At 68.7% G+C, this 21,824-nt stretch carries 17 protein-coding genes and 2 pseudogenes; 8 read left to right on the top strand and 11 right to left on the bottom strand.

Going from position 1 to position 21,824, the window contains the following annotated elements; genetic code table 11:
- The first annotated feature begins 521 nt into the window (after positions 1 to 521).
- The 5 genes from D7X32_RS18485 to D7X32_RS18465 all read left to right on the top strand — a co-directional run bounded on the left by D7X32_RS18485 (position 522) and on the right by D7X32_RS18465 (position 6,086).
- On the top strand, positions 522 to 1,121 hold the full coding sequence (locus D7X32_RS18485) for a chalcone isomerase family protein (RefSeq protein ID WP_244239067.1): 600 nt from the start codon (positions 522 to 524) through the stop codon (positions 1,119 to 1,121).
- Positions 1,122 to 1,238: 117 nt separating this feature from the next.
- Complete coding sequence (locus D7X32_RS18480) at positions 1,239 to 2,051, top strand: OmpA/MotB family protein (protein WP_120603878.1); 813 nt, start codon at positions 1,239 to 1,241, stop codon at positions 2,049 to 2,051.
- Positions 2,052 to 2,081: 30 nt separating this feature from the next.
- On the top strand, positions 2,082 to 4,700 hold the full coding sequence (locus D7X32_RS18475; RefSeq protein ID WP_120603877.1) for a TonB-dependent receptor domain-containing protein: 2,619 nt from the start codon (positions 2,082 to 2,084) through the stop codon (positions 4,698 to 4,700).
- A 4-nt stretch (positions 4,701 to 4,704) separates the two neighbouring features.
- On the top strand, positions 4,705 to 5,598 hold the full coding sequence (locus D7X32_RS18470; RefSeq protein WP_120603876.1) for a hypothetical protein: 894 nt from the start codon (positions 4,705 to 4,707) through the stop codon (positions 5,596 to 5,598).
- Between the two features lie 5 nt (positions 5,599 to 5,603).
- Positions 5,604 to 6,086: a hypothetical protein gene (locus D7X32_RS18465; RefSeq protein WP_120603875.1), complete on the top strand. Its 483-nt coding sequence runs from the start codon at positions 5,604 to 5,606 to the stop codon at positions 6,084 to 6,086.
- Positions 6,087 to 6,099: 13 nt separating this feature from the next.
- Here D7X32_RS18465 and D7X32_RS18460 read toward each other — a convergent pair whose 3' ends face one another.
- Genes D7X32_RS18460 through D7X32_RS18450 form a run of 3 tightly spaced genes read right to left on the bottom strand, consistent with a single transcriptional unit; the run spans position 6,100 to position 8,439 of the window.
- Positions 6,100 to 6,666, bottom strand: coding sequence for a hypothetical protein (locus D7X32_RS18460; protein ID WP_120603874.1), 567 nt, complete (start codon positions 6,664 to 6,666; stop codon positions 6,100 to 6,102).
- Between the two features lie 18 nt (positions 6,667 to 6,684).
- On the bottom strand, positions 6,685 to 7,134 hold the full coding sequence (locus D7X32_RS18455; protein WP_120603873.1) for a hypothetical protein: 450 nt from the start codon (positions 7,132 to 7,134) through the stop codon (positions 6,685 to 6,687).
- 48 nt (positions 7,135 to 7,182) lie between these two features.
- A complete protein-coding gene (locus tag D7X32_RS18450) occupies positions 7,183 to 8,439 on the bottom strand; it encodes an Hsp70 family protein (protein WP_120603872.1) in 1,257 nt (418 codons plus the stop codon).
- 159 nt (positions 8,440 to 8,598) lie between these two features.
- Between D7X32_RS18450 and D7X32_RS18445 the strand changes: the two genes are divergently transcribed.
- Positions 8,599 to 9,456 (top strand): hypothetical protein, encoded by an 858-nt coding sequence (locus D7X32_RS18445; RefSeq protein ID WP_120603871.1) that lies wholly within the window; start codon positions 8,599 to 8,601, stop codon positions 9,454 to 9,456.
- A gap of 96 nt (positions 9,457 to 9,552) precedes the next feature.
- Here D7X32_RS18445 and D7X32_RS18440 read toward each other — a convergent pair whose 3' ends face one another.
- The gene (locus tag D7X32_RS18440) at positions 9,553 to 10,440 is read right to left on the bottom strand and encodes an RNA polymerase factor sigma-32 (protein ID WP_120603870.1); all 888 of its coding nucleotides are present in this window, start codon (positions 10,438 to 10,440) and stop codon (positions 9,553 to 9,555) included.
- 329 nt (positions 10,441 to 10,769) lie between these two features.
- Entirely contained in the window at positions 10,770 to 12,599 is a 1,830-nt protein-coding gene (locus D7X32_RS18435; protein ID WP_120603869.1) for a DUF4114 domain-containing protein, read from the bottom strand.
- A 150-nt stretch (positions 12,600 to 12,749) separates the two neighbouring features.
- Between D7X32_RS18435 and D7X32_RS46800 the strand changes: the two are divergent.
- Together D7X32_RS46800 and D7X32_RS18425 are read left to right on the top strand one after the other, a co-directional pair.
- Positions 12,750 to 13,256: pseudogene (locus D7X32_RS46800) on the top strand (DUF3293 domain-containing protein); the annotation flags it as partial.
- Positions 13,141 to 15,045: a bifunctional metallophosphatase/5'-nucleotidase gene (locus D7X32_RS18425; protein ID WP_120603868.1), complete on the top strand. Its 1,905-nt coding sequence runs from the start codon at positions 13,141 to 13,143 to the stop codon at positions 15,043 to 15,045. The pseudogene D7X32_RS46800 and the gene D7X32_RS18425, both read left to right, overlap by 116 nt.
- Before the next feature lie 18 nt (positions 15,046 to 15,063).
- On the opposite strand, the pseudogene D7X32_RS18420 reads toward D7X32_RS18425, so the two are convergent.
- From D7X32_RS18420 to D7X32_RS18395, 6 genes and pseudogenes are all read right to left on the bottom strand, one after another.
- Positions 15,064 to 16,318: pseudogene (locus D7X32_RS18420) on the bottom strand (transposase).
- Between the two features lie 112 nt (positions 16,319 to 16,430).
- Entirely contained in the window at positions 16,431 to 18,575 is a 2,145-nt protein-coding gene (locus D7X32_RS18415) for a DUF4114 domain-containing protein (protein ID WP_120603867.1), read from the bottom strand.
- 131 nt (positions 18,576 to 18,706) lie between these two features.
- The gene (locus D7X32_RS18410; RefSeq protein WP_120603866.1) at positions 18,707 to 19,594 is read right to left on the bottom strand and encodes a CHAD domain-containing protein; all 888 of its coding nucleotides are present in this window, start codon (positions 19,592 to 19,594) and stop codon (positions 18,707 to 18,709) included.
- A gap of 5 nt (positions 19,595 to 19,599) precedes the next feature.
- The gene (locus D7X32_RS18405) at positions 19,600 to 20,139 is read right to left on the bottom strand and encodes an inorganic diphosphatase (RefSeq protein ID WP_120603865.1); all 540 of its coding nucleotides are present in this window, start codon (positions 20,137 to 20,139) and stop codon (positions 19,600 to 19,602) included.
- A gap of 90 nt (positions 20,140 to 20,229) precedes the next feature.
- On the bottom strand, positions 20,230 to 21,183 hold the full coding sequence (locus D7X32_RS18400; protein ID WP_120603864.1) for a hypothetical protein: 954 nt from the start codon (positions 21,181 to 21,183) through the stop codon (positions 20,230 to 20,232).
- A gap of 63 nt (positions 21,184 to 21,246) precedes the next feature.
- A complete protein-coding gene (locus tag D7X32_RS18395) occupies positions 21,247 to 21,747 on the bottom strand; it encodes a hypothetical protein (RefSeq protein ID WP_120603863.1) in 501 nt (166 codons plus the stop codon).
- Positions 21,748 to 21,824 lie beyond the last annotated feature (77 nt).

The following is a 21,824-nucleotide window of genomic DNA, read 5'->3' as shown; positions in this document are numbered from 1 at the left end:
GGCAGAACGTGCTGGTCGACATCCATGAATGGAAGGCGGGGAACCCCGCCACCGCCGAACGCTGCCGTGACCTGGGAGTGGACGCGTTCTGGACGCGGAAGGTGCTGGCGGATGAGTACACCTTGTATGAGGTGGCGCCCTCCGTCGGCTTGGGCGGTTACTGCCTGGCTCACGCCGCAGAGGTGTGTCGCGACGCGCCCGTGACGGCTTCCGTCACGCCTCCAGAGGGTGGAGCGCATCCTGCGGTCCGGTCGCCGCGATCGAGAAAGCCGCGGGACGCAAACACGATGTGTGGGTGTTGTTCTGGAAGCTGGTGGACGAGTTCCGCGAGTCGCTGACCCGCTCTGGCCCACATCCGGAGTAAGCTCATCTCCCGGGTTTCGTGACACTCCGCGCCATCCGTCCCGTCCGCCCTCCAGCCGGGGAGTCGTTTGTACCCCCAACAGCCTTGCCTTGGGCGTCCGGTTGCCGTCCAATGGTGCACAAACCAATGATCGTGACCGGTGGCGGTTTTGAAGAGCATGCGCACCGTTGCGATCACCGGCTCGGAAGAGGTGAAGGGGAAGGCGATGATGGGGACGGCGTTGAAAATGGGGGCGCGAGGGTTCGCGCTGGGGATGCTCCTGCTGGTGGGCGGTATGGCCCACGCGGGACAGGCGGGCGGGGTCAACATGCCGGATTCCCTCCAGGTGGAGGGGCGCACACTCGCGCTCACCCACATGGAGCTGAAGAAGAAGCTCTTCTTCAACATCTACGTGTGGAGCCTCTACATGGAGGAGGAGCCCACCTGCTTCAAGGAGGCCGTGTCCTCCAACAGCCTGAAACGGCTGCACTTCCGCTTCCTGCGCACCATCACGAAGGACCAGCTGGTGGGCAGCTTCCGGGAAGGCCTGCGCCAGAACCCGGCCATGCGCCAGGACGCGCTCAACCAGTCCCTGGAGAAGCTCCTGTCGTCCCTCCATGACGTGCGCAAGGGTGACGACCTGGTCCTCACCTACCTGCCCGGCTCCGGCCTCCACGTCTCCGGCGGCGCGTCCGGCGGCGTCCACATCCCGGGCAAGCCCTTCGCGGACGCCCTCTTCAGCTCCTGGCTGGACACCCACCCCATCTTCCCCAAGTAGCTGGCTCGTCCAACCGGGAAGTTGGTCCCCAAATCGGATGCGCGTTTCTCCTAGGCGGCGGGCCTGAGAGCGGTAATCTCAGACCCACCAACATCCTTGTCAGGAGGAATCGCACCTATGCGGACACGTCTGGTTCTGGCTGCCCTCGTCGCCCTCTCCACGGGTTGCGTCTCGCAGGGGAAGTTCAACGAGAAGGCCCTGGAGGCGGAGGGGCTGACGAAGAACCTCACGGATGAGAAGGCGGCCCGCGTGGCGGCCGAGGCGAAGATCAAGGAGCTGGAGGAGAAGCAGGCCGCGCTGGAGCAGGAGAAGACCGCGCTTCAGACGCGCCTCGACGCCTCCGAGAACCGCCTCACCGGCGCCGCGGCCGAGCGCCGCGCCCTGGAGGAGAAGAACGCGCAGCTCTCCGCGCTCAACGACGAGCTGGCGCGCAACTCCAAGAAGCTCGCGCAGGCGAAGGAGGAGCTGGAGAAGAAGAGCTCCGAGTACGAGAGCCTGGCCCAGTCCCTCAAGCAGGAGATCTCCGACGGCAAGATTGAGCTGTCGGAGATGAAGGGCCGGATGACCGTGCAGCTCAAGGACAAGATCCTCTTCGCGTCCGGCTCCGCGCGCGTGGGCAAGGAAGGGCAGGAGGCGCTGGTGAAGATCGCCGACGCGCTCAAGACGGTGAAGGGCCGCATCGTGCGCGTGGAAGGACACACGGACGACGTGCCCACCGGCGGCGGACAGTTCCCCACCAACTGGGAGCTGAGCCTGGCGCGCGCGATGGCGGTGGTGCGGTCGCTCCAGGACTCCGGCGTGGACCCGACCATGCTGTCGGCCGCAGGCTACGGGCAGTACCAGCCGCTCGTACCCAACGACACTCCGGAGCACAAGAGCCAGAACCGGCGCATCGAAATCGTGCTCGCCCCGGGGCTCGGAGGGCGCTAGGAGGGTGCGCGGGAGACCCCCGCACCCTTCATGAGAACGCTCCTCTGCGTCGTCTGTGTATTGCTTGCGACCGGAGCCGTGGCACAGGCTCCGGACGCAGGGACCCTCGCTGGTGATGCCGGCGTTCCCACGGGCGTGCTGACGAAGCCGCCCGCCCTCCTGCGCCAGGTCGAAGCGGCCTACCCGCCGGATGCCGCCGCCCAGCAGTTGGAGGGCACGGTGGTGATGTTCATCGACATCTCGGAGACGGGCGCCGTCACGAATGTCGAAATCACCCAGCCCGCGGGCCACGGCTTCGACGAAGCCGCCACGGAGGCGGTGAAGCAGTTCCAGTTCGAGCCCGCGGAGGTGGACAACGTCCCCGCGCCCGTGCGCATCCAGTACGCCTACCAGTTCGTCTTCCGCGCGCCGGAGCCTCCGCAAGAGACCGCTGCGGATGGCGGCGTCGCGGAGCCGCAGGGGCCCGTGAACTTCAGCGGCCAGGCGCTGGAGCGCGGCACGCGCAAGCCGCTGGTGGGCGCGGAGGTGGTGCTCACGGAGCTGGACCGCTCCACCGTCACGGACAACGACGGGCGCTTCGCCTTCCGGGGCGTCCCGGTGGGCACGCACCCGGTGGTCGTCGTGATGGGCAACTACGATCGCTTCAAGACGCAGGAGACCATCGAGGAGGGCAAGGAGACGCAGACGAAGTACTACGTGCAGAAGCGCATCTTCAGCCAGTACGAGACGGTGGTGCGCAGCGACCGCGAGCGCAAGGAGGTGACGCGCACCACCATCACGGTGGCGGAGGTGCAGCGCATCCCGGGCACGCAGGGTGACACGCTCAAGGTGGTGCAGAACCTGCCGGGCGTGGCGCGGCCCGCGTTCAACGGCGGCGCGCTGGTCATCCGCGGCACCAGCCCCCAGGAGTCCGGCGTCTTCCTGGACGGCCTGCGCATCCCCATCCTGTACCACTTCGGTGGGCTCACCTCCGTGTACAACTCGGACCTGCTGGAGGCGGTGGACTACCTGCCCGGCAACTTCTCCGCGTACTACGGCGACATCACCGGCGGCGTCATCAACGTGCGCAGCCGCGAGCCCCGGACGGACCGCTACCACGCCACGGTGGGCATCAGCCTCATTGAATCCAACGCGGTGATTGAAGGCCCCATCACGGACACGCTGAGCTTCGCGATTGGCGGCCGGCGTTCGTACATCGACCTGGTGCTCAAGGCGGTGCCGTTCGACGACGACAGCCTCCAGGTGGCGCCGCGCTACTACGACGCGCAGGCGAAGCTGGTGTGGAAGCCGGACCGCAAGAACACCTTCACGCTCCAGGGCCTCACGTCGCGCGACCGGTTGGCGTTGCTGTTGGACCAGCCGGCGGACGGCGACCCGTCCGTCAATGGCAGCCTGGACGTGACGACAGGCTTCAACCAGCTGCGCCTGCGGCACCAGTTCCGCGAAGGCAAGCTGACGCTCGACACGCACGCGCTCATCGGCAACACGCTCCTGGACTTCCAGATTGGCGAGCGCGGGCTGCGCATCGCGTCCACGGACCTGTTCCTGCGGCCCACGATTGAGTACGCCTTCAACGACAGCGTGACGGTGGCGGGCGGTCTGGACGTGGTGGCGAACCTGGCGAAGGTGAGGGCCAGCATCCAGCAGCCGCCGCGCGAGGGCGAGCCGCCGTCGCCGCTGGTGGCGGAGGACCTCATCAACATCGACGGGAAGTTCACCCAGTACTACCCGTCCGCCTGGGCGGAGGTGCGGTGGCGGCCCATCAAGGACCTGCTGGTGGTGCCGGGCGTGCGCACGGAGAGCTACATCTTCACGGATCAGCAGGAGGTGAAGCGCACGGTGAACCCGCGGCTCGCGGTGCGCTACGCGCTCACGGAGACGCTGACGCTGAAGGGCGGCGCGGGCGTCTACCACAGCCCGCCGGTGCAGGATGAGCCGTCGCCGGGCTTCGGCAACCCGGACCTGGGCGCGAAGCGGTCGCTCCAGTACAGCGTGGGCGCGGAGTGGCAGGCGCGGCCGGAGTGGTTCGTGGGCAGCGAGGTCTTCTACAACGACCTGGACGACCTCATCGTCCGCTCGAACGCGCGCGTGGAGCGCAATGGCGAGTCGGTGCCGGAGAACCTGAAGAACGGCGGCGTGGGGCGCATCTACGGCTTCGAGTTGCTGGTGCGCCGGGCGCTGACGGACCGGCTGTTCGGCTGGATTTCGTACACGCTCAGCCGCAGCGAGCGCCGGGACGCGCCGGACGCGCGCTGGCGCAAGTTCGACAACGACCAGACGCACGTGCTGACGGCCATCGCCAGCTACAAGCTGCCCAAGGGCTGGGAGGTGGGCGCGCGGTTCCGCTTCGCGTCGGGCAACCCGACGACGCCGGTGCAGGGGGCGAAGCGCGACGACACGACGGACGTGTTCATCCCGTACTACGGGCTGGTCAATTCCCAGCGGCTGCCGTCGTTCAACCAGCTGGACATCCGCGTGGACAAGAACCTCATCTTCGACACCTGGAACCTGGACCTCTACCTGGACCTGACGAACGCGTACAACAACCAGTCGGTCGAGGGCGTGGCCTACAACTACAACTACTCCAAGCGCGAGTTCTTCAAGGGGCTGCCCATCCTGCCCGTGCTCGGCCTGAAGGGAGCCTTCTGACGCCATGCGCACTCCCGTCCTGTTGTCTGCCATTGCCTTGCTGGGGTTGAGCGCGTGCGGTGGCGCCGACTTCGATGCCCAGAGTGAGATTCGCAGCGTGCGGGTGCTCGGCATCAAGGCGGAGCCGCCGGAGCTGGCGTTGGACCCCAACGCCTCCACGCTGCCGCCGCCGGTGACGTTCACGGCGCTGGCGGTGACGCCGGACGCGCGTCCGGTGACGGTGACGTACGCGCTGTGCCGGCCGGACGTGAACCCCTATGGGGACGTGGCGTGTCCGGGGGACAGCGGGGTGGCGCTGAACAACGGCGTGCTGTCGTTGAGCGACCCGGCGGTGCAGGCGCTGCTCATCGAATCGTTCCAGCAGGCCACGGGCAGCACGGGCGGTGGGGACGGGGGCACGTTCGACTTCAACGACCCGGCGGTGCAGGAGGTGCTGCGGGTGGGGTTGCCGCTGTTCGTGGGGTACGAGGCGACGGACGGCAGCGGGACGCCGGAGGGCGTGGAGCGGGGCGTGCGGCGCATCACGCTGCGTTCGACGGACGCGCCGAACCAGAACCCGGTGATGCAGGACGTGCTGTGGAACGACGCGCCGCTGGTGGGGCCGCTGCCGCTGGACGCGGAGGTGACGTTCACGCCGGTGCTGGGTGAGGGCAGCGAGGAGTCCTACTCCACGGCGGACGGGACGAGGACGGAGCAGGTCTTCTACAGCTGGTTCGTGACGGGAGAGGGCGAGGTGGGCGCGTTCCGTTCGCTGGAGCCGGTGGACGGCAAGCCCGGCGATCCGACGACGACGTACACGACGGCCGCGACGCCCGAGCGCATCACCGTCTGGGTGGTGGCCCGCGACGGCCGGGGCGGCACGGACTGGACCACACGCACGGTGGACGTGGGGCCCTGAGGGCCGTGGCGTCCATCGCCGTGCTGGGCGGGGCGCTGCTGTTCGCGGGTTGCCTGCGTGGACAGGGAACCCGGCCCCCTGAATGGGAGGGGGACCGGAGCATCGCGTTCCCGCCGTTCTATGCGCAGTCAGCGGTGCAGGTGGGGGCGGATACGCAGGCGTATGTGGTGGACGGCAGCGTGCTTCGTGCCGTCCAGGTCGCCATGGAGGACTTCTTCCCGAAGCGGTCCAAGGACACGCCGTGCTGGGGAACCCCGGAGGCTTATCGCTACCGTGTCATCCGTCAGGGAGAGGTCTTCTTCATCCTGATCCACGAGGACCCGGGAGCCTGTGGCGACGCCTTCATCAGCGTGGACACTGGCGCGCGCTACGCGGTCAGTCTCGACGGCCGGATCCTCCGGCGCAGCGTGGGGGCGGAACCGGAGGCGCCTCCGGCCGTGGATGCTGGAGTCCTGGAAGGGGCTGCGTTGGACGGTGGCGACCCGTAGCCGCCCTGTCGGCTCACGGAATGTTGGTGGGCTCGCTGTCGAAGAGCGCGTCGAACAGGGTGGTCTGGGGCGGCTGGGTCCACTCGACGACCACGGGCACTGGGGTCGCGGCCACCTCGCGGGGCAGCTCGCTGACGTGGTAGCGGGCCTCCAGCTCCCGGGCGACGATGCGCGCCGTTTCCTGCATGGCTCCGGGCAGGGGCATCAGGTGCAGATGGGCCGCGCGGCGCTTGCGCCCCTCGTATTCGAACGTGATGCCATACACGGTGAAGACCGGAGCAAGCACGCTCATACAGCCCATGATGGCCCAGGGGATGGGCGGCAGGGGGGAGCCCTTCGCGGGATAGACGATGCAGCGGAAGCTGCATCGCGTGGGGCCCGTGCCGTCTGCTATCGAGAAGCCTGGAAACAGCGTGCGCAGATGGTCGAGAAACCCACGCCACTGGCCAAGATCCTGAAGCGCTTCATCAAAGCGTTTGAAGAGGCGAGCAAGTTCAGGACTGGGCTCGTCCCCGTCGGAGACCGATGCAGGCCAGTAGTGCTTGGCGATGACCAACAGTTGCTCCGTGCTGGGATGCATGGCGCTCAGGCTCCGGCATCAAAGGTTGAAATCACCGAACTGCACGGGAACGGACCGCGCGTGACACTCGGACGGGACCCTTGAGCCCGCGATGGACGCGGGAACGGTCGTTCGCAGTGTGGCCTTCACCGACTCACAAAGCATTCCCAGGGGAGACTCCAACGTGGCGGCGCTGAAGATGGATTGCGTGGCCTCGTTGATGCGGTCCGCCGCGATTCGCTGGGCCAGCGGGGTGGAGATGGGGCCCTCGACGTTGTGAATGGGCGTTTCAATCCCGAACCTGCACAGGATGGATTGGCCGGTGTTGTCGCGTGAGCTCCGGATGTGGATGCAGGCGGCCCGCCAGCCGCCCGACTCACCCGGATCCGCTTCGACGATGGTCACGAAGCGGATCTGCCCGGGGAGCATCCGCCCCGTGACCCGCGTCCGGTCCGTGGGCCCGACACACGCCATGGACAGGGGCAGCACGACCGCGACCTGAAGCCACCGTCGCCGTGCTGCCTGTCCCACCATGGTTCACCCCGTCAGCCACGCGGACGCGCGGCCCAGGCCCTCCGCCACGGAGGTGAAGGCGTCCGCGGTGCGCACGCGCTCCTCTCCGAAGCGCTTCACGTAGAGGTCCCGCACCGCCGGAATCTGCGACGAACCGCCCGTCAGGAAGACCGCGTCAATGTCCCTGGCCTCCGGGTGCTTCGCCAACAGCCCTTCCGTGCACTGGGTCAGTTCATCCAACAACGTGCGGCTCGCCGTCTCGAACTCCGCCCGCGTCATCGGCTCGTGCAGGTGGATGCGCGCCTCGTCGAAGTCGATGGTCGCCACGTCCTCGCTGGACAGCTTCACCTTCGCCGCTTCAATGGACCGGAACAGCCGGTAGCCCAGGTTGTCCATCACCAGGTCGTAGAGCGCCTGGATCTCCGCCGGGTGGTCGCTCGTGTCGAGCATCACCTCCAGCAGCTCCTGCGTGGACTTCTCCCGGATGAAGGACATCTCGTGCCAGTTGAGCAGCTTCGCCAGCACGTGCTGCGGAATGGGCAGCCGCTTGTGGCTGAAGCCCTTCACCTTGTACGTGGACCCCGCCCCGAAGCGCGGCAACAGCTTGTGCCGCATGATCTCCGCGTCGAAGCGGTCACCACCGATGCGCACACCCGTGGACCCCACCACGTCCGGCCGCCGGTCCAGGTTCCCCCTGCGCGACGGGCCCAGCTTCATCAGCGTCAGGTCCGTCGTGCCGGCGCCGAAGTCCGCCACCAGCACCAGCTCGTCCTTCGTCAGCCGCGCCTCGTACGCGAGCGCCGCCGCGATGGGCTCAATCAGGAACTGCACGTGCGTGAAGCCCGCCAGCTCCGCCGCCTTGCGCAGGCGCTTCTCCGCCAGTGCGTCCGCCTCCGCGTCGGGCGTGAAGACCGCGGGCCGGCCCAGCACCACCGCGTCCGGCGCCTCGCCCAGGTGCGCCCCGGCCGCCTCGCGCACGCGGCGCAGCAGGATGGCCACCAGGTCCTCGATGGTGAACGTGCGCCCCTTCACCTGCGTCGCCCGGAAGGACGAGCTGTGCAGGAAGGACTTCACGGACTGGATGAACCGGCCGTTGTTGTCCTCCAGGTAGCGCTGGATGGCGTCCGCGCCCGTGAACACCTCCCGCTCGTCCTCCGCGAAGAAGAGCACGGAGCGGAACAGCCGGGGCTCCGGGGTGTGGGGCTGCAGCGGCAGCACGGTGCCGTCCGGCAGGGCCAGGGCGGTATTGCTGGTTCCGAAGTCGAGTCCGCAGGCGCGCATGGGGGGGCGCCCCTTATCGCCATTCTTCCGGACGCGGTAGCCCCAAAGTGAGCGCCTGCCGCAGGGCGGGCGGACGGGCGTGCGCTCGCGGTCACATGGCTTGGCGCTCCACGGGCCACCGCCATCTTTCACCTGTCATCCCTTTGACAGGAGAACCCCATGAAATCGCGCGCAGCATGGCTGGGTGCCGGAGTCGCCGCCCTGATGGCGGGCACCACCGCCTGCCAGGATGGAGACCGCTCTCGCCAGGAGAAGGTGGAGAACACCCCCGAACAGCAGGTGGCCCAGGCCCAGGCCCAGTCGGAGAAGGCCTTCGACGACGCGCGCGATGCGCAGAAGGAGGCCTCCAGCCAGCAGCGCGAGGCCGCCCGCGCCCAGGAGGACGTCCAGCGCAAGCAGCAGGACCTCCAGGAGGCCCAGGCCAGGGCCCAGAAGGAGGCCCAGGAGGCCCAGACGAGCCAGCAGCAGGCCCAGGCGCGCACCCAGCAGGCCCAGTCCGTGGCCCAGCAGGCCCAGACCAGTGCGCTGGAGGGCCAGCGCCTGGCGCAGCAGAACTTCGCCACCCAGCAGAAGCAGGCCTCCAACGAGAGCGCCGCCGCGAACCAGCGCATCGCGCAGCAGAACACCCAGCAGCCGCAGGCCGCGAACGCCGCCACGCAGCAGGCCGCCATCGCCCGGAACTCGCAGGCGGCGCCCACCGCGCAGGGCTCGCAGGCCACGCAGGAACAGCAGATCGCCGGCGAGGTGCTGAGCGCCAGCGCCCAGGAGGTGCTGCTCAGCCAGCGCGGAGAACCGCGACTGCGCCTGAAGGTGGGCCCCAGCACGCAGGTGCGGGTGGACGGCCGGGCCGCGAGCGCGGCGGACATCCAGGAGGGCGCGCAGATCCGCGCCTCCTACCGCACGGACGAAAGCAGCGGCGAGCCGCAGGCGCTGCGCATCGACGCCACGTCCCGCGCGCAGCCGGCCGCGCCCGCTCCGGTGGAGAGCGGCGAGTCCTCGCCGGGCGTGCCCCGGTAATCCAGACACCGGACATGCCACGGCCCCGTGCCTTCGCGCTTCCCAACGCGAGGGCCCAGGGCCGTGACTGTCGCAGTCTTGAAGTGCCTCCGCGCGTTACGCGGCCAGCTCGGCCTGGTCCAGACCGGCCTCGGCCATCAGGTTCGCCAGCTCCGCCTTCAGCTTGTCCTTGGCGCGGATCTCCAGCTGACGGGCGCGCTCGCGGGAGAAGCCGAAGTGCTCGCCCAGCTCGCTCAGGGTCATCTCCGAGTCGCTCATCACGCGCTGCTCGATGATGAAGCGCTCGCGGGGATCCAGGCGCGTCAGCGCGCGCTGCACCAGCGTGCGGGTGAGGCCCGCCTGCTGACGGTCCGCGACCTCGTCCGCGTGGGAGGCGGCCTCGGACTCCACGAAGTCCAGGTGCGTGGCATCGCCGTCCTCGCCCACCGGCGCGTCCAGGGACAGGTCCCGGCCGCCCATGCGCTGCTCCATCTCACGCACTTCCGTGGGCTTCACGTTCAGCTTCTTGGCGATTTCATCCGCGTTGACGATGTGGCCGTCGCCGGCGCCCAGCTTCTCCAGCTCGCGGCGCGTGCGGGCCAGGCTGAAGAACAGCCGGCGCTGCGCCTGCGTCGTGCCCAGCTTCACCAGGCTCCAGTTGCGCAGCACGTAGTTCTGGATGTACGCGCGGATCCACCACACCGCGTAGGAGATGAGGCGGATGCCCTTCTCAGGGTCGAACTTCTGCACGGCCTTCATCAGGCCGATGTTCGCCTCCTGGATGAGGTCGGACATCTTCAGGCCGTAGGAGCGGTACTCGTACGCCACCTTCACCACGAAGCGCAGGTTGCTCGTCACCAGGCGGTGACCCGCGGACAGGTCGCCAGCGCGGAAGGCGCGAGACAGGGCCTGCTCGTCCTGCGGGTTCAGCAGCGGGTACTGGTTGATCTCCGAGAGGTACGTGGAGAGCGAGTCAGCGGAAGAGAAGGAGCTGGAAGCTTGCATGGGGGTCTCTCGGGGAAGAGGGCGGGGTGTGTGACCGCCGTTTGCTGCGACGGGGAGACCTTTAGCAACGCACGGGCCAATGCCAGCCGACAGGCAACCTCAATGATTCCAGGCCGTTGCGCGAAGTGGCTGCGATGCTTAGGGCGGAACCCGGCAGTTTTTACAGCGCGGGGTTCCGACACTTCTTCCGGGTGCCCCGCGGGGAGGGTTGCCTGCCCTCCGACCCGGGCACAGGGCGGATCACATCCAACAGGGAGGTGGGCACGCCCCGGCCCCCACACCAGGGGTCCGGGGCGGCGGGTGTGCGGAAGGCGGCGTTTCCGGAGCCCTCAGTCGGCCACGGGCACGGCCTCGTAGCCCACGTCCAGGTTGTTGAGGGTGGGCTCGCAGTACGTGGGCATGCTGGAGGTGAACTCCGCCTTCCAGCAGAGCTGGTGTCCGGGCGTGCTGGACACGTCGAGGATGGCCGAGGGCGACGAACCGGAGAACGTCACCGGCCGCCAGGTGGGGGTGGGGTTGAAGAAGCAGAGGCCGGAGGTGCACGTGCGGCAGTCGGTGGCCACCGCGTAGGTGATGGATGCGTAGGCGTCGCAGCCTGGGATGCCCAGGGTCTGGTCCTTGCGCAGCATCACCTGGGAGAGAGCGCAGCCCGGGGCGTCGGGGCTCAGCACGGTCGAGCGCGCGATGCTGGGCATCGGGGCGGTGCTCACCCGGAAGACGACGTCGTTGAAGTCCCGGTCGCCTCCGCCGCTGAGGTCCTCGAAGCCCAGCACCCACTGCCTCGGACTCGTGCTGGGCAAGCCCATGAGCAGGTGCGGCATGTTTCCGTTGCCGGAAGGCAGGACCGTGGTGGCCTCCCTGGGCAGGGGGAGGTTGCCGTAGGCAGGGGTGTTGAGCCGGAGCCGGGCATCGGAGTCCAGCCAGCCACACAGCTTCTGGCTGCTGCTGGCCACGGTGCAGGCCGAGGGGGACGAAGCCGGTGCGGTGGGATTGCAGGACGCGTCGTAGCTACACCCGATGTTGCGGGACGCGACGGGGGCCTGGCCCACGGGGTCCTGGTCCAGGTTCCACTTCGACTTGGAGAAGAAGACGGACACGGGCGTCTTCAGGTGCAGCGTGCACTGGCCGTTGGCCGCCTTGCGCAGGCAGGGGTAGACGGTGCCTTCGTCCATGTTGTGGGACATCGCGTAGGTGGTGACGAGGAAGAAGACCAGCTCCCGGCCGCCCTGGATGACGCCCAGGTCCACCGTGCGGTCCGCCTGGGTGATGCCTGGATCCGGGTTGGTGGCGCGCGGCAGCCCGTGGGCGTCGTAGGCGGAGACGTCGTAGTCGGGCACGCCGTCGTTGAGCGAGGAGCCATCACTGACGGTGCCCATGGACTGGAAGGTGTCAGTGTCGGAGTCGTCATCGGCCAGCAGGAACACGAGGTGGCCCAGGCCCTTGTTGCCATTGGAGGCATGGGCCGGCTCCAGCAGGTTGGGGAGGCGAGGAAAGAGGCCGTTGTCCGAATAGCCATTCCCGGGGGCGCCCGTCGGGGCCGTTCCCACGAGGTCGATGTTCACGACGGGGTGGGAGCCCGGACGTGCGTCCGCCAGGGCCCGGCTGGCATTGAAGGCACTGGAGCAGGATGCGCTGAGCGCCAGCGCCGGCTGACTGTAGGTGAAGCCTCCCGACGTGAAGGTGTTGGTGCAGCGGCGGGTCAGGCCCACGTACGGGCGGGCCTGGGCACCCGTGGCCGGAGCCAGGTTGTAGAGGTCCTCATGCAGATCAGCGATGCCGTTGCCATTGGCATCCACCAGGTCGCCTTGCGCGTTGACGTAGCCCCGCGCCTGGAGCTCGTCCACGTACAGGTAGCCGAGCGAATGGCTCGCGCCGGAACTCTCATACAGATAGGAGATGGAGATCCGCTGGTCGCTCGGGAGCACGAACTGCTCCGCGGACGGGGGCAGCCAGGGGGCGTCGGGCCGTAGCGCCTGGAGCGGGGTGAGGGTCACCTGCTGGAGCAGGTCGAAGCCCGCCGCCGTGAACTCGGGCTGGACGTCCAGGTACAGGCCCCCAGAGGTGCAGGAGTCGGCCGCATGGGCCAGGCGTACGGAAGGAATGACAAGCAAGGCGCTCCCGGCCACGAGGGCCAGGAACCGTGAGGGATTCGGGGACAAGGACAGACTCCTTGGGATGGAGATGGCTCCCAAAGTCTATCAGGCCTGTCATGTAAGACGGGGTTGCCCTGTTGTGTCAGGCTTCTCCCATGAAGACGCCCCGCTTCCCCCTGTTCCTGGCGCTGTCCCTGGTGTTCCCGCTCGCGGCCTCGCGGCAAGGAAGAGAATCAGCGGGAGCAGGAGCGGCTGACGTCCCAGCTCGTCGCGGGCGGCTGGGTGGTGGCGCCCGCCATTGGCGAGGCCGAGGACTGCAGTGGGTCCGAGCAGAGCCTCTTCATCCCGGGACTGCCCCGCGCGGAGGCGGAGCGCTTCGGTCGCGCGCACGGTCAGGTGGCCGTCCTGGTGGGTCGCACCGGAGGTCCCGCGGAGTTGCTGCTGTGTGGCAACGAAGCGCCGCCATCCGCACCATCAATACGGGCGACAGCCGCAGACCCGTGTCGAGACGAAGTCGGGGCGCGAGCTTCACCGTGCCGCCATGAAGTCGCGCCATCGTCCACGAACCAGGGTAGGTTCCCCCTCCCTGTTCGTTGGAGTTCCGTCGATGCAACAAGCCACACCGCGCTCGTCACTTCTGGGAGCGCGTCCCAGCGTCTTCCTGCTCGCCGGAGCGTTCGTCACCGGCATGTTCCTCTTCGCCCATGGCGGCTGCGGAGGTGACGAGTGCCAGGACGCCGCCGACTGCCGTGAAGACAAGGGACCGCCGGCTTCGAACACGGAGTGGGTCTGCGAGGACAAGCGCTGTGAGCAGCATTCCGTCCAGGTGCCGCCCCCGGATTCCGGCACGGACGCGGGGACGCCCGACTCGGGGATGCCCGACGCGGGGACGCCCGACGCGGGTCCCACCACGGTGAGCGTGCAGGTGCTGGCGTTCAATGACTTCCACGGACAGCTCGAGGCCCCCGCGGGCCAGATTCTGACGGGCGTGGACCCCAACGGTGGGCCGGTGCGGGTGAACGCGGGCGGGGTGACGTACTTCGCCCGGCACATCGCGGCCCTGCGGGCCACCAATCCGAACACGGTGGTGGTGGCGGCGGGAGACCTCATCGGCGCCTCGCCGCTGCTGTCCGCGCTCTTCCACGACGAGCCCACCGTCGAGGCGATGAACCTGATCGGCCTGGACCTGGTCGCGGTGGGCAACCACGAGTTCGACGAGGGCAGCACGGAGCTGTTGCGCATGCAGTCGGGCGGCTGCCACCTGGTAGATGGCTGCCTGGACGGGGATGGCTTCCCGGGCGCGAAGTTCAAGTTCCTGGCGGCCAACGTGGCCACGGGCGTGGACCGCACGCTGTTCCCCCGCTACGACGTGCGCGAGTTCGAGGGCGTGAAGGTGGCCTTCATCGGCATGACGTTGGAGGACACGCCGGAAATCGTCACGCCCACGGGCGTGGCGGGGCTCACCTTCAAGGACGAAGTGCAGACGGTGAACGCGCTGGTGCCGGAGCTGCGGCGGCAGGGCGTCGAAGCCATCATCGTGGTGGTGCACCAGGGCGGAATTCCGACCTCGGGCTCGCTGGTGAACGAATGCAAGGGCGAGGGTGCGGACGGCCTCATCTCAGGTGCCATCGTGGGCATGGCCAAGGGCCTCGATGACGCGGTGGACGTCATCGTCAGCGGCCACACGCATCAGGCCTACAACTGCGTCATCGATGGCAAGGTCGTCACGAGCGCCTCGTCGATGGGGCAGCTCGTCACGGACATCGACCTGACGTTGAGCAAGGCGACGGGCGACGTCGTGGAGGCGCGAGCGAACAACGTCATCGTCACTCGCGACGTGCAGGAGGTCGGCGCGGTGAAGGAGCTGGTGACGAAGTACCAGGAGCTCGTCACGCTGAGGGCCAACCGGGTCATCGGCTGGGTGTCGCAGACGCTCAGGACACAGACGGACTCCGCGGGCCAGTCCACCCTGGGCTTCGTCATCGCGGACTCGCAGCTGGAGGCGACGAAGCCCGCGAACCTGGGTGGGGCGCAGGTGGCCTTCATGAACCCGGGCGGCGTGCGCGCGGACATCGCCCAGGGCGAGGTCACCTACGGTGAGGCCTTCACCACGCAGCCGTTCGGCAACAGCCTGGTCACCCTGACGCTGACGGGCGCGCAAATCGAGCAACTGCTGGAGCGGCAGTGGCGGCCGTCGGGAGCCACCCTCATGCTGCTTCCGTCGGCGGGCTTCACCTATGCGTTCAGCGCGTCGGCGCCCATCGGAAGCCGCGTCGACCCGGCGTCCATCCGGCTCAACGGCGTGCCAGTGAGCCTGACGGCGGAGTACCGCGTCACCGCGAACAACTACCTCGCGAGTGGGGGTGATGGCTTCCCGGTGCTCGCCGAGGGGAAGAACCGGCTGGGTGGCGCCGTGGACAGCGACGCGCTGGAGGCATACCTGAAGGCACACAGCAGCCAGGCGAGCCCCTTGCCCGCCCCCGCGCTCAATCGCATCACCATGCTGCCCTAGAGCGCCGAACAGGTCAGGTCACGACGCGCGAAGGTAACGCGCGGCGACCTCGAGGTTTTGGACGACCGAGAGTCGCCTGAGGTCAAAGTGGTTGCGGCGCGTGCCTCTGTAACGGGCCTTCGGGCCCTGGCGGTTGGCGAGCTGAGCCAGGCGATGTTCGACGCCGACACGCTCGCGGAGTTGTGCGCGGCCCGCGCGCGACTGCGGACGTGAGCGAAGGCGCTGCTGGAGCCGCTCATCGTCACCCATCGTGACGCTGCGCCCCTTGCCGGATGAGGCCTGGGTACAACTTGAGCGCAGCTTGCACGGCCCGCAGGCTTCCGGGTCGAATTGCACGACGGCGCCGGGCTCGAAGGGCTCCACCTCGCCAGCAGGGCACGTGAGGGTGCCGTCGCGGATGTTCACTTTGAAGTCGCGCTTGCCGAACAGTCCGGGCTTCGCGCTGGCTCCTCGCCACGGCCGGCAGACGACGTCGCCGCCGCTCGCCAGCACGTCTTCGGTCATTGCGCTGTTGAGGTACGCCCTGTCGATGAGGAGGACGTCGGGGAAGAGGTCCTGGTGGGCCATGTCTTCCTGCAGTGCACCGGTTGCCTCCTCATGGGGCGGTTGGCTGGCGTCACGGCGCAGGCCACCACGAGGTCGGTGTCGAGGTCGGTGCTGAGGTGCTGCTTGTAGCCATTGAAACGCTTGCTCTTGCGCCCGTGGCGCATGTCCGGGTCTTCGATGGAGATGCGCCTGTCGGCCGCCACGCCTTGTCGAATCTGAACGCCACCCTTGGGGTGCGGCTCAAGGTCCTGTTCGCGCACCTGCGCGAGCGCTTCGATGTAGCGAGTCAGCGGAGCCGCGACGCACGACTTCGACTGCTTCGCCACCCAGGCCATGAGGCCGTCGAGTTGTCGGCACAGGCGATTGAGTGCGTCGAGCTTCGCGTCGGGCGCGCTCCAATCGATGTCGAGGCCGGCCTTGATGCTGCTGGCCCGCAACAACGGCGCATCGGCCTGCTGACACACCTCCTCGACGTCGGTTCCGAGCGCGAGCGCCATGCCCTCGGCCACCTTGCGGCCTGCGTGGCCGAGCAGGCTGAGGGTGTCCTCAACCCGCCCGGCCCCTTCTAAAGGGCGGCTATCGACTCCCACTCGGCCTGAAAAGCGTCGTCGAACAGCTCATGCCGGTGCTCGCGCAGAAAGACGAAGAGCTTCCGACTCTTGTCGGCAAGCCTCAGGAGCTTCTGCTCGCGGGCACTGCACTCCATCGTGGGCTTCCATCGGTCCAACCGGCACCTCCATGCGGAGGTGACCTGAGCACTCGGCGACAGCTCGCGTCGACCGTGCTCGTAAGAGATCGATTTTCCTCGGGCTGATTCCTGATGGGCGCTCTAGCCGCCGTCAGGGCGCGACGGGTTCGGAGACGTAGCCCACGTCCACGGAGAGGATGGTGGGCTGGCAGAGGAAGTCCGCCCCCGGGGCCGTCTGGGCCTTCCAGCAGAGCTGCTGGCCTGGCGTGCTGGAGACGTCCACCGTGGTGCTGGCCGTGCCCCGGGGCAGCGACAGGGGGTACCAGGTGGGCGTGGGGTTGGGGACGCAGGTGCCCGCGCTACAGAGTTTGCAGTCGGTGGCCAGCGCATAGGTGATGGAGGTCTGGGGGGAGCACCTCGCGTCCAGGCCGTCGGACTTGCGGAAGGACACCTGGGCAATCCTGCAGCTCGCGTCGTCCTGGCTGAGCACGCGCGAGCGCACGCGGCCCTCCGTCACGGTGCGCAGCAGGAAGACGACGTCGTTGAAGTCGCGGTCGGCGCCGCCGGGAAGGTCCTCGAAGCCCATCAGCCACTGGCCGTTGGTCGTGAGGGGCGCGTTCATCATGAGGTGCGGCATGTTGCCGTTGCCCGACGGGAAGACGCTGGCGGCGGCCATGGGCAGGAAGAGGCTGCCATGGTCCGGCTGCCGCAGGCGCATGAGGGCTTCCCAGTCCAGCCACCCGCACAGCCGCTGCGAGGAATTGGCCACGTAGCAGGCCGTCGCGGAGCTCTGGGGGGAGGCCACGTTGCACTGCTCGTTGTATTCGCAGCCGATGTTCCGCTGCGCCACGGGCATCTGGCCCACGGGGTCCTGGTCCAGGTTCCACTTCGCCTTGGAGAAGAACACCTGGATGGGCGCCTTCAGGTGCAGCGTGCACTGACCATTCAGCGCCTTGCGCAGGCACGGGTAGACCTGGTTCTCGTCCAGGCTGTGAACGGACTGGTACTGGGTCACCAGGAAGAAGACGAGCTCCTTGCCCGCCGGAAGGCGGCCCAGGTCCACGGTGCGGTCGTTGGGGGTGATGCCCGGATCCGGATTGACGGGGCGCAGGAGGCCGTGGGCGTCGTAGCGGGAGACGTCGTAGTCGGGGATGCCGTCCTCGAAGTCGTCGGTGTCCGGGACGATGCCCAGCTGGTTGAAGGTCGTCCGGTCGTCGTCGTCGTCCGCCAGGAGGAACAGCAGATGCCCCAGGCCCAGCTGGTTGTTCATCGCGTGGGCGGGCTCCAGCAGGTTGGGGATGCGCGCAAAGAGGCCCAGGTCCGAGTAGCCGTTGGCGTTGGGCGCGCTGTCCTCGGTGGGCGAGCTGCCGACGACGTCCACGGCGGTGGGCGGGTGCGTGCCGGGCCGGGCGTCCGGGATGGATTGCCGGACGAAGGCGGGGGTACAGGCCGCGTTGACCGCCAGGTCCGGCATGCTGAGGCCGACGCCCTGGGAGGTGAAGGACCGGGGCGCGCAGCGGCGGACCGTCCCGATGTACGGGCGCGCCTGGGGGCCGCTGACGGGTGCCAGGTTGTAGAGGTCCTCGTGCAGGTCCGCGACGCCGTTGCCATTGGCATCCACCAGCGTGTCATCCGACGAGTCGCCCGGTGTGCCACGGGTGTCCACGTAGCCGCGCGCCACGAGGTCGTCGTAGTACATGTAGCCGAGCGAGTGGCTGGCGCCCGCGGACTCGTGGACGAACGTGACCGACAGGTGCTGCTCGTTGGGGAACACGATGCGCTCGCTGGAGAGCTGTCCCTGATGGGTGTTCAAGCGCAGCCACCCCTCGTTCGTGAGCATCATGTTCGTGAGCTCATCGAAGCCCGAGGCCGCGAACTCCGGCTGGTAGTCGAAGTCCAGGGACTGCGTGAAGTCGAAGTCGAACAGCGCCTGCGTGGACAGGCCGTAACCGTTGGTCACCGTGCCCCTCACCTGAGGCGGGCCGTTCGCCAGACACTGCGGCGCGGTCCACTCCAGGGTGCTGGAGCTGGCGTCCGACACCGGCGTGCCGGACGTGCCCGTGGTGGATTCCCAGGAGAAGGTGAGCGGACTGCCCTCCGGGTCCATGGCCTGGAGCTGGAGCCACGCCGTGTCACCCGGGTGGACGGCGGTCGTGGACTGGGTGGCGCTGGTGAGCTGGGGCGGAAGGTGGACCGCCTTGGGGGTGCCCGCCGCGTGGGCTGGACGCGGCGAGGCAATGACACACAAGACGCTCCCGGCCACGAAGGCCAGGAGCGGGAAGCGATTCGGGGACAAGGACAGACTCCTCGGGATGGAGACAGCCCCGGGTGTCTATCAGAACCGCCAGAAAGGCTGATTGTACCCGGGTGCGTCAGGGAGCCGGTCTTGCGGAAGCGCAGGGCCTGCCTGACTGGAGCGGCCCTGCTTCAGGTCAGTGCCTTGCGCAGCCGCTTGGGAATGGCCTCCGCGTGCCAGCGCTGCACCTCGCGGGCGATCTCCGCGGAGCGCTCCGCGCGCTCGTCGCGGGCCTGGGGCAGGAGCTTGCGCGCGGCCTTGCGCTGGCCGGGCGGGGCCTCCGCGGCGGCGCGCTCGAACAGCTCCAGGCGCACGTCCGAGTCGTGCAGTTGTCCCAGGCCGTCCTGCAGGGGCACCAGGACCTCCAGCAGCGCGCCCACGGTGCGGCGGAAGGCGGGCTGGAAGATCTCCAGCTCGTAGCGCAGCTTCTTCAGGTCCTTGCGCAGGGCGTGCGCGGACGCGGCGTCGGGCGCGTCCGCGTAGCGCTCCAGGCGCTTCTCCACGCGGCGCAGGCGCTGGCGCAGGTGGCCCCGCACGCGCTTGCTGGCGAAGCGGTGCGCATCCTCCAGCGTGTCCAGCTTCTTCAGGAGGCGCGGCACGGTGCGGTCCGTCCAGCGCTCCAATTCCTTGCGCAGCGTCTTCTCCTTGCCCTCCAGGCCGGACAGGTGGGCCGAGCGCAGGCCCGCGAGCGCCTTGCCCGCGTCCTTCTTTCCCTTCGCGGCGGTGTCCAGCCACTGGTCCTGGACGTGCAAATCCCTCACGTCGCCCAGCGCGTCCTGGAGGCGCTTCACGTCCGCCTCCAGCCGGGTGAGCTTGCCGGTGTCCTGGAACACCTGGAGCGCGGCGCGCAGGCGGCGGGTGGCCACGCGCATGTCGTGCACGCCGTCCTCGTCCAGCTCTCCGTCCAGCTGGCTTTCCGGGTGGCGCACGTCGGCGAGCCGGCCGGCGAGGATGCGGCGGGCGGCGTCGCCCAGCGCGGTGTCGGGGCCCAGGCCCCGGATGGGAGTGGGAGGCGGCATGCGCGTCAGTCCTCCTTGAGGGTGTACTGCTGGACCATGCGCTCCGCGGCGTCCGGGCCATCCCAACCGAGGATGCGCGCGTCCTTGTCCGCGAAGTGCACCACCGCGAGGAAGAAGTGCTCCAGCTCCTCACGCTCGCGCTCGGACAGGTCCTGGTAGGAATTGAGGTCGTCCGAACGGGTGGCGTTCACCGGGACGAGCAGCAGGCGGTCATTGCGTTCGCGCTCGCCGTTCTTCGCGTCCCGCTTCTTCTGGTCCACCTGGAGCACGCCCAGCGGCCGGCAGGGCAGCACCACTCCGGGCCAGGTGGGCACGTCCCAGTACACCAGCGCGTCCAGCGGGTCTCCATCCGGGCCCTGGGTGCTGGGGATGAAGCCCCAGTCGAACGGGTAGCGGAAGCCGCGCGTCAGCGGCCGGGACAGCGTGAAGGCCTGGAGCTTCGCGTCGTATTTGAGCTTCACCGTCGAACCGCGGGGCGACTCGACGACGACGTGCAACGCATCCTGGACGCCGCGCAGCGGCAGGCGGGTGAAGTCGGTGGCCATGAACCTTCAGGCTGGGGTCGCCCTTCCACCTTCGGCAAGTGCCACCGAGCCGGGAGTTTCACTCGCCAACCCTGGCGAGGTGCCGGGCGCCTACCCGCCCCCGGAGTACAGCCGCATCGCGAGCGTCAGCAACAGGCCGGTGCCGGTGAGCGCGAGCCCGGCGATGGCCTTCTTCCGGTTGACGCGGGGCGAGTCCGCATGCCGGTTGCGCACCAGGCTCACGGTGTTGAGCACCAGCGACGCGACGTGGGCCGCGTAGCACATGGGAATCACCGAGATGACGCCCACGAGCAGGCCCGAGTCCGCCAGCGTGATGCCCGGGTCCTTCGCCTCCACGGCGATGTTGCGGGTCCGCAGCTCCCAGCAGCCCGGGCACAGCGGCGGTGCCTCGCGGCGGACGCGGTTCTCACACCGCGGGCACATGAACGCGCCGCAACGGGTGCACACATGGTTCGCGACGATGTCTTCGTGCCGTGCGCAGACGGCGCGGACCGGAACGCCGTCCGCGTCCAGGTCCTCCGCGTCCTCCCGTTCCAGCGGACGCAGCCCGGCCAGGAAGTGGACCGTGATGGCATGCGCGGCGACACCGTTGGGGATGGCGAGCGCGATGGAGTCCTTGTCGATGCGCCGCACCTGGGGCCCCCGGCCGCGCAGGAAGTAGACCCAGGCGAGCACGGGGATGGCCACGCACGACGCCAGCGCGGCCAGGCCCAGCGGGATGACGTCGGCCGACAGCAGGGAAACCGCCGCGATGAGCAGCGCGATCGCGGCCACGACCGAGACGCCCATGATGACCTGTCCGCGCTTCCACCGGCTCCAGGCCTCCTCCGTGAAGGGCAGGGTTCCCTTCACCCGCTTCGTCATCGCGGCCGCGACGATGATGGCGATGAGCAGGTTGAGGAGGGCGAGGAAGCCCACCCAGCGCGGATACCAGGAGAACTTCACCTGCTTGAAGACCACGCCCTGCCGCTCACCGGTGATGATGCAGACCGGTGGCAGGTCGAACTCGTTCAGCTCTCCGGACGGGATGTCGACGTGATGCATCGCGGGGATTTGTAGTCCACCGCACGCGGTGCGTTCCAGTCACCACCCGGCCGGAGACCGCCGCTAATGCAGGGGCCGCCCCAGGGACGATTCCGGCTGCCGGCGCGCGACCAGCTTCCGTGTCGCGCGGGCCGCGGCCAGACCCCCCAGCGTGTACCAGGCCACGGTGAGCAGCGACGTGGACGGACGGGCCTGGGAGGGCGCCCGGCCCAGCCCCAGCTTCGGTGGCAGCACCACCGCGCCCAGGCCGGCGAGCAGGCCCAGCGCCGCCCCGCGCAGGTAGGGGCGCTTGGGGCGTCCCAGGGCCACGAGCGAGAAGAAGAGGCAGTTGGACAGGAGGTCCCCCACCAGCGTCTGGCGGTGCAGCTGGCGGCCCTTGGCGGGCTCGCCGCCGAAATAGCGGATGCCCTTCTCCAGGGAGCGCATGCCCAGCACGTCCATGCGTGGCGGGTGCTTCAAGACGCGGCGGGCGCTCTCGTGCACCAGCGTCAGCGCGGCGGCGCCGACGAGGCCGGGACCCAGGGCACGGAACACGATGCGAGGCGGAACGGGAGGTTCAATCATGCCTTCCAAGCTAGGCACCGCGCGCGCGGGATTCCTGCCCGCGTGCGCCTGCCCGCCTGCCCGGCATCCCGTTGTGC

Source organism: Corallococcus carmarthensis (assembly GCF_003611695.1).
In the GTDB taxonomy this organism is placed as follows: Bacteria; Myxococcota; Myxococcia; order Myxococcales; family Myxococcaceae; genus Corallococcus; species Corallococcus carmarthensis.
Note: the sequence above shows the minus strand (reverse complement) of the source record. Positions and strands in the feature narration are given on the sequence as shown.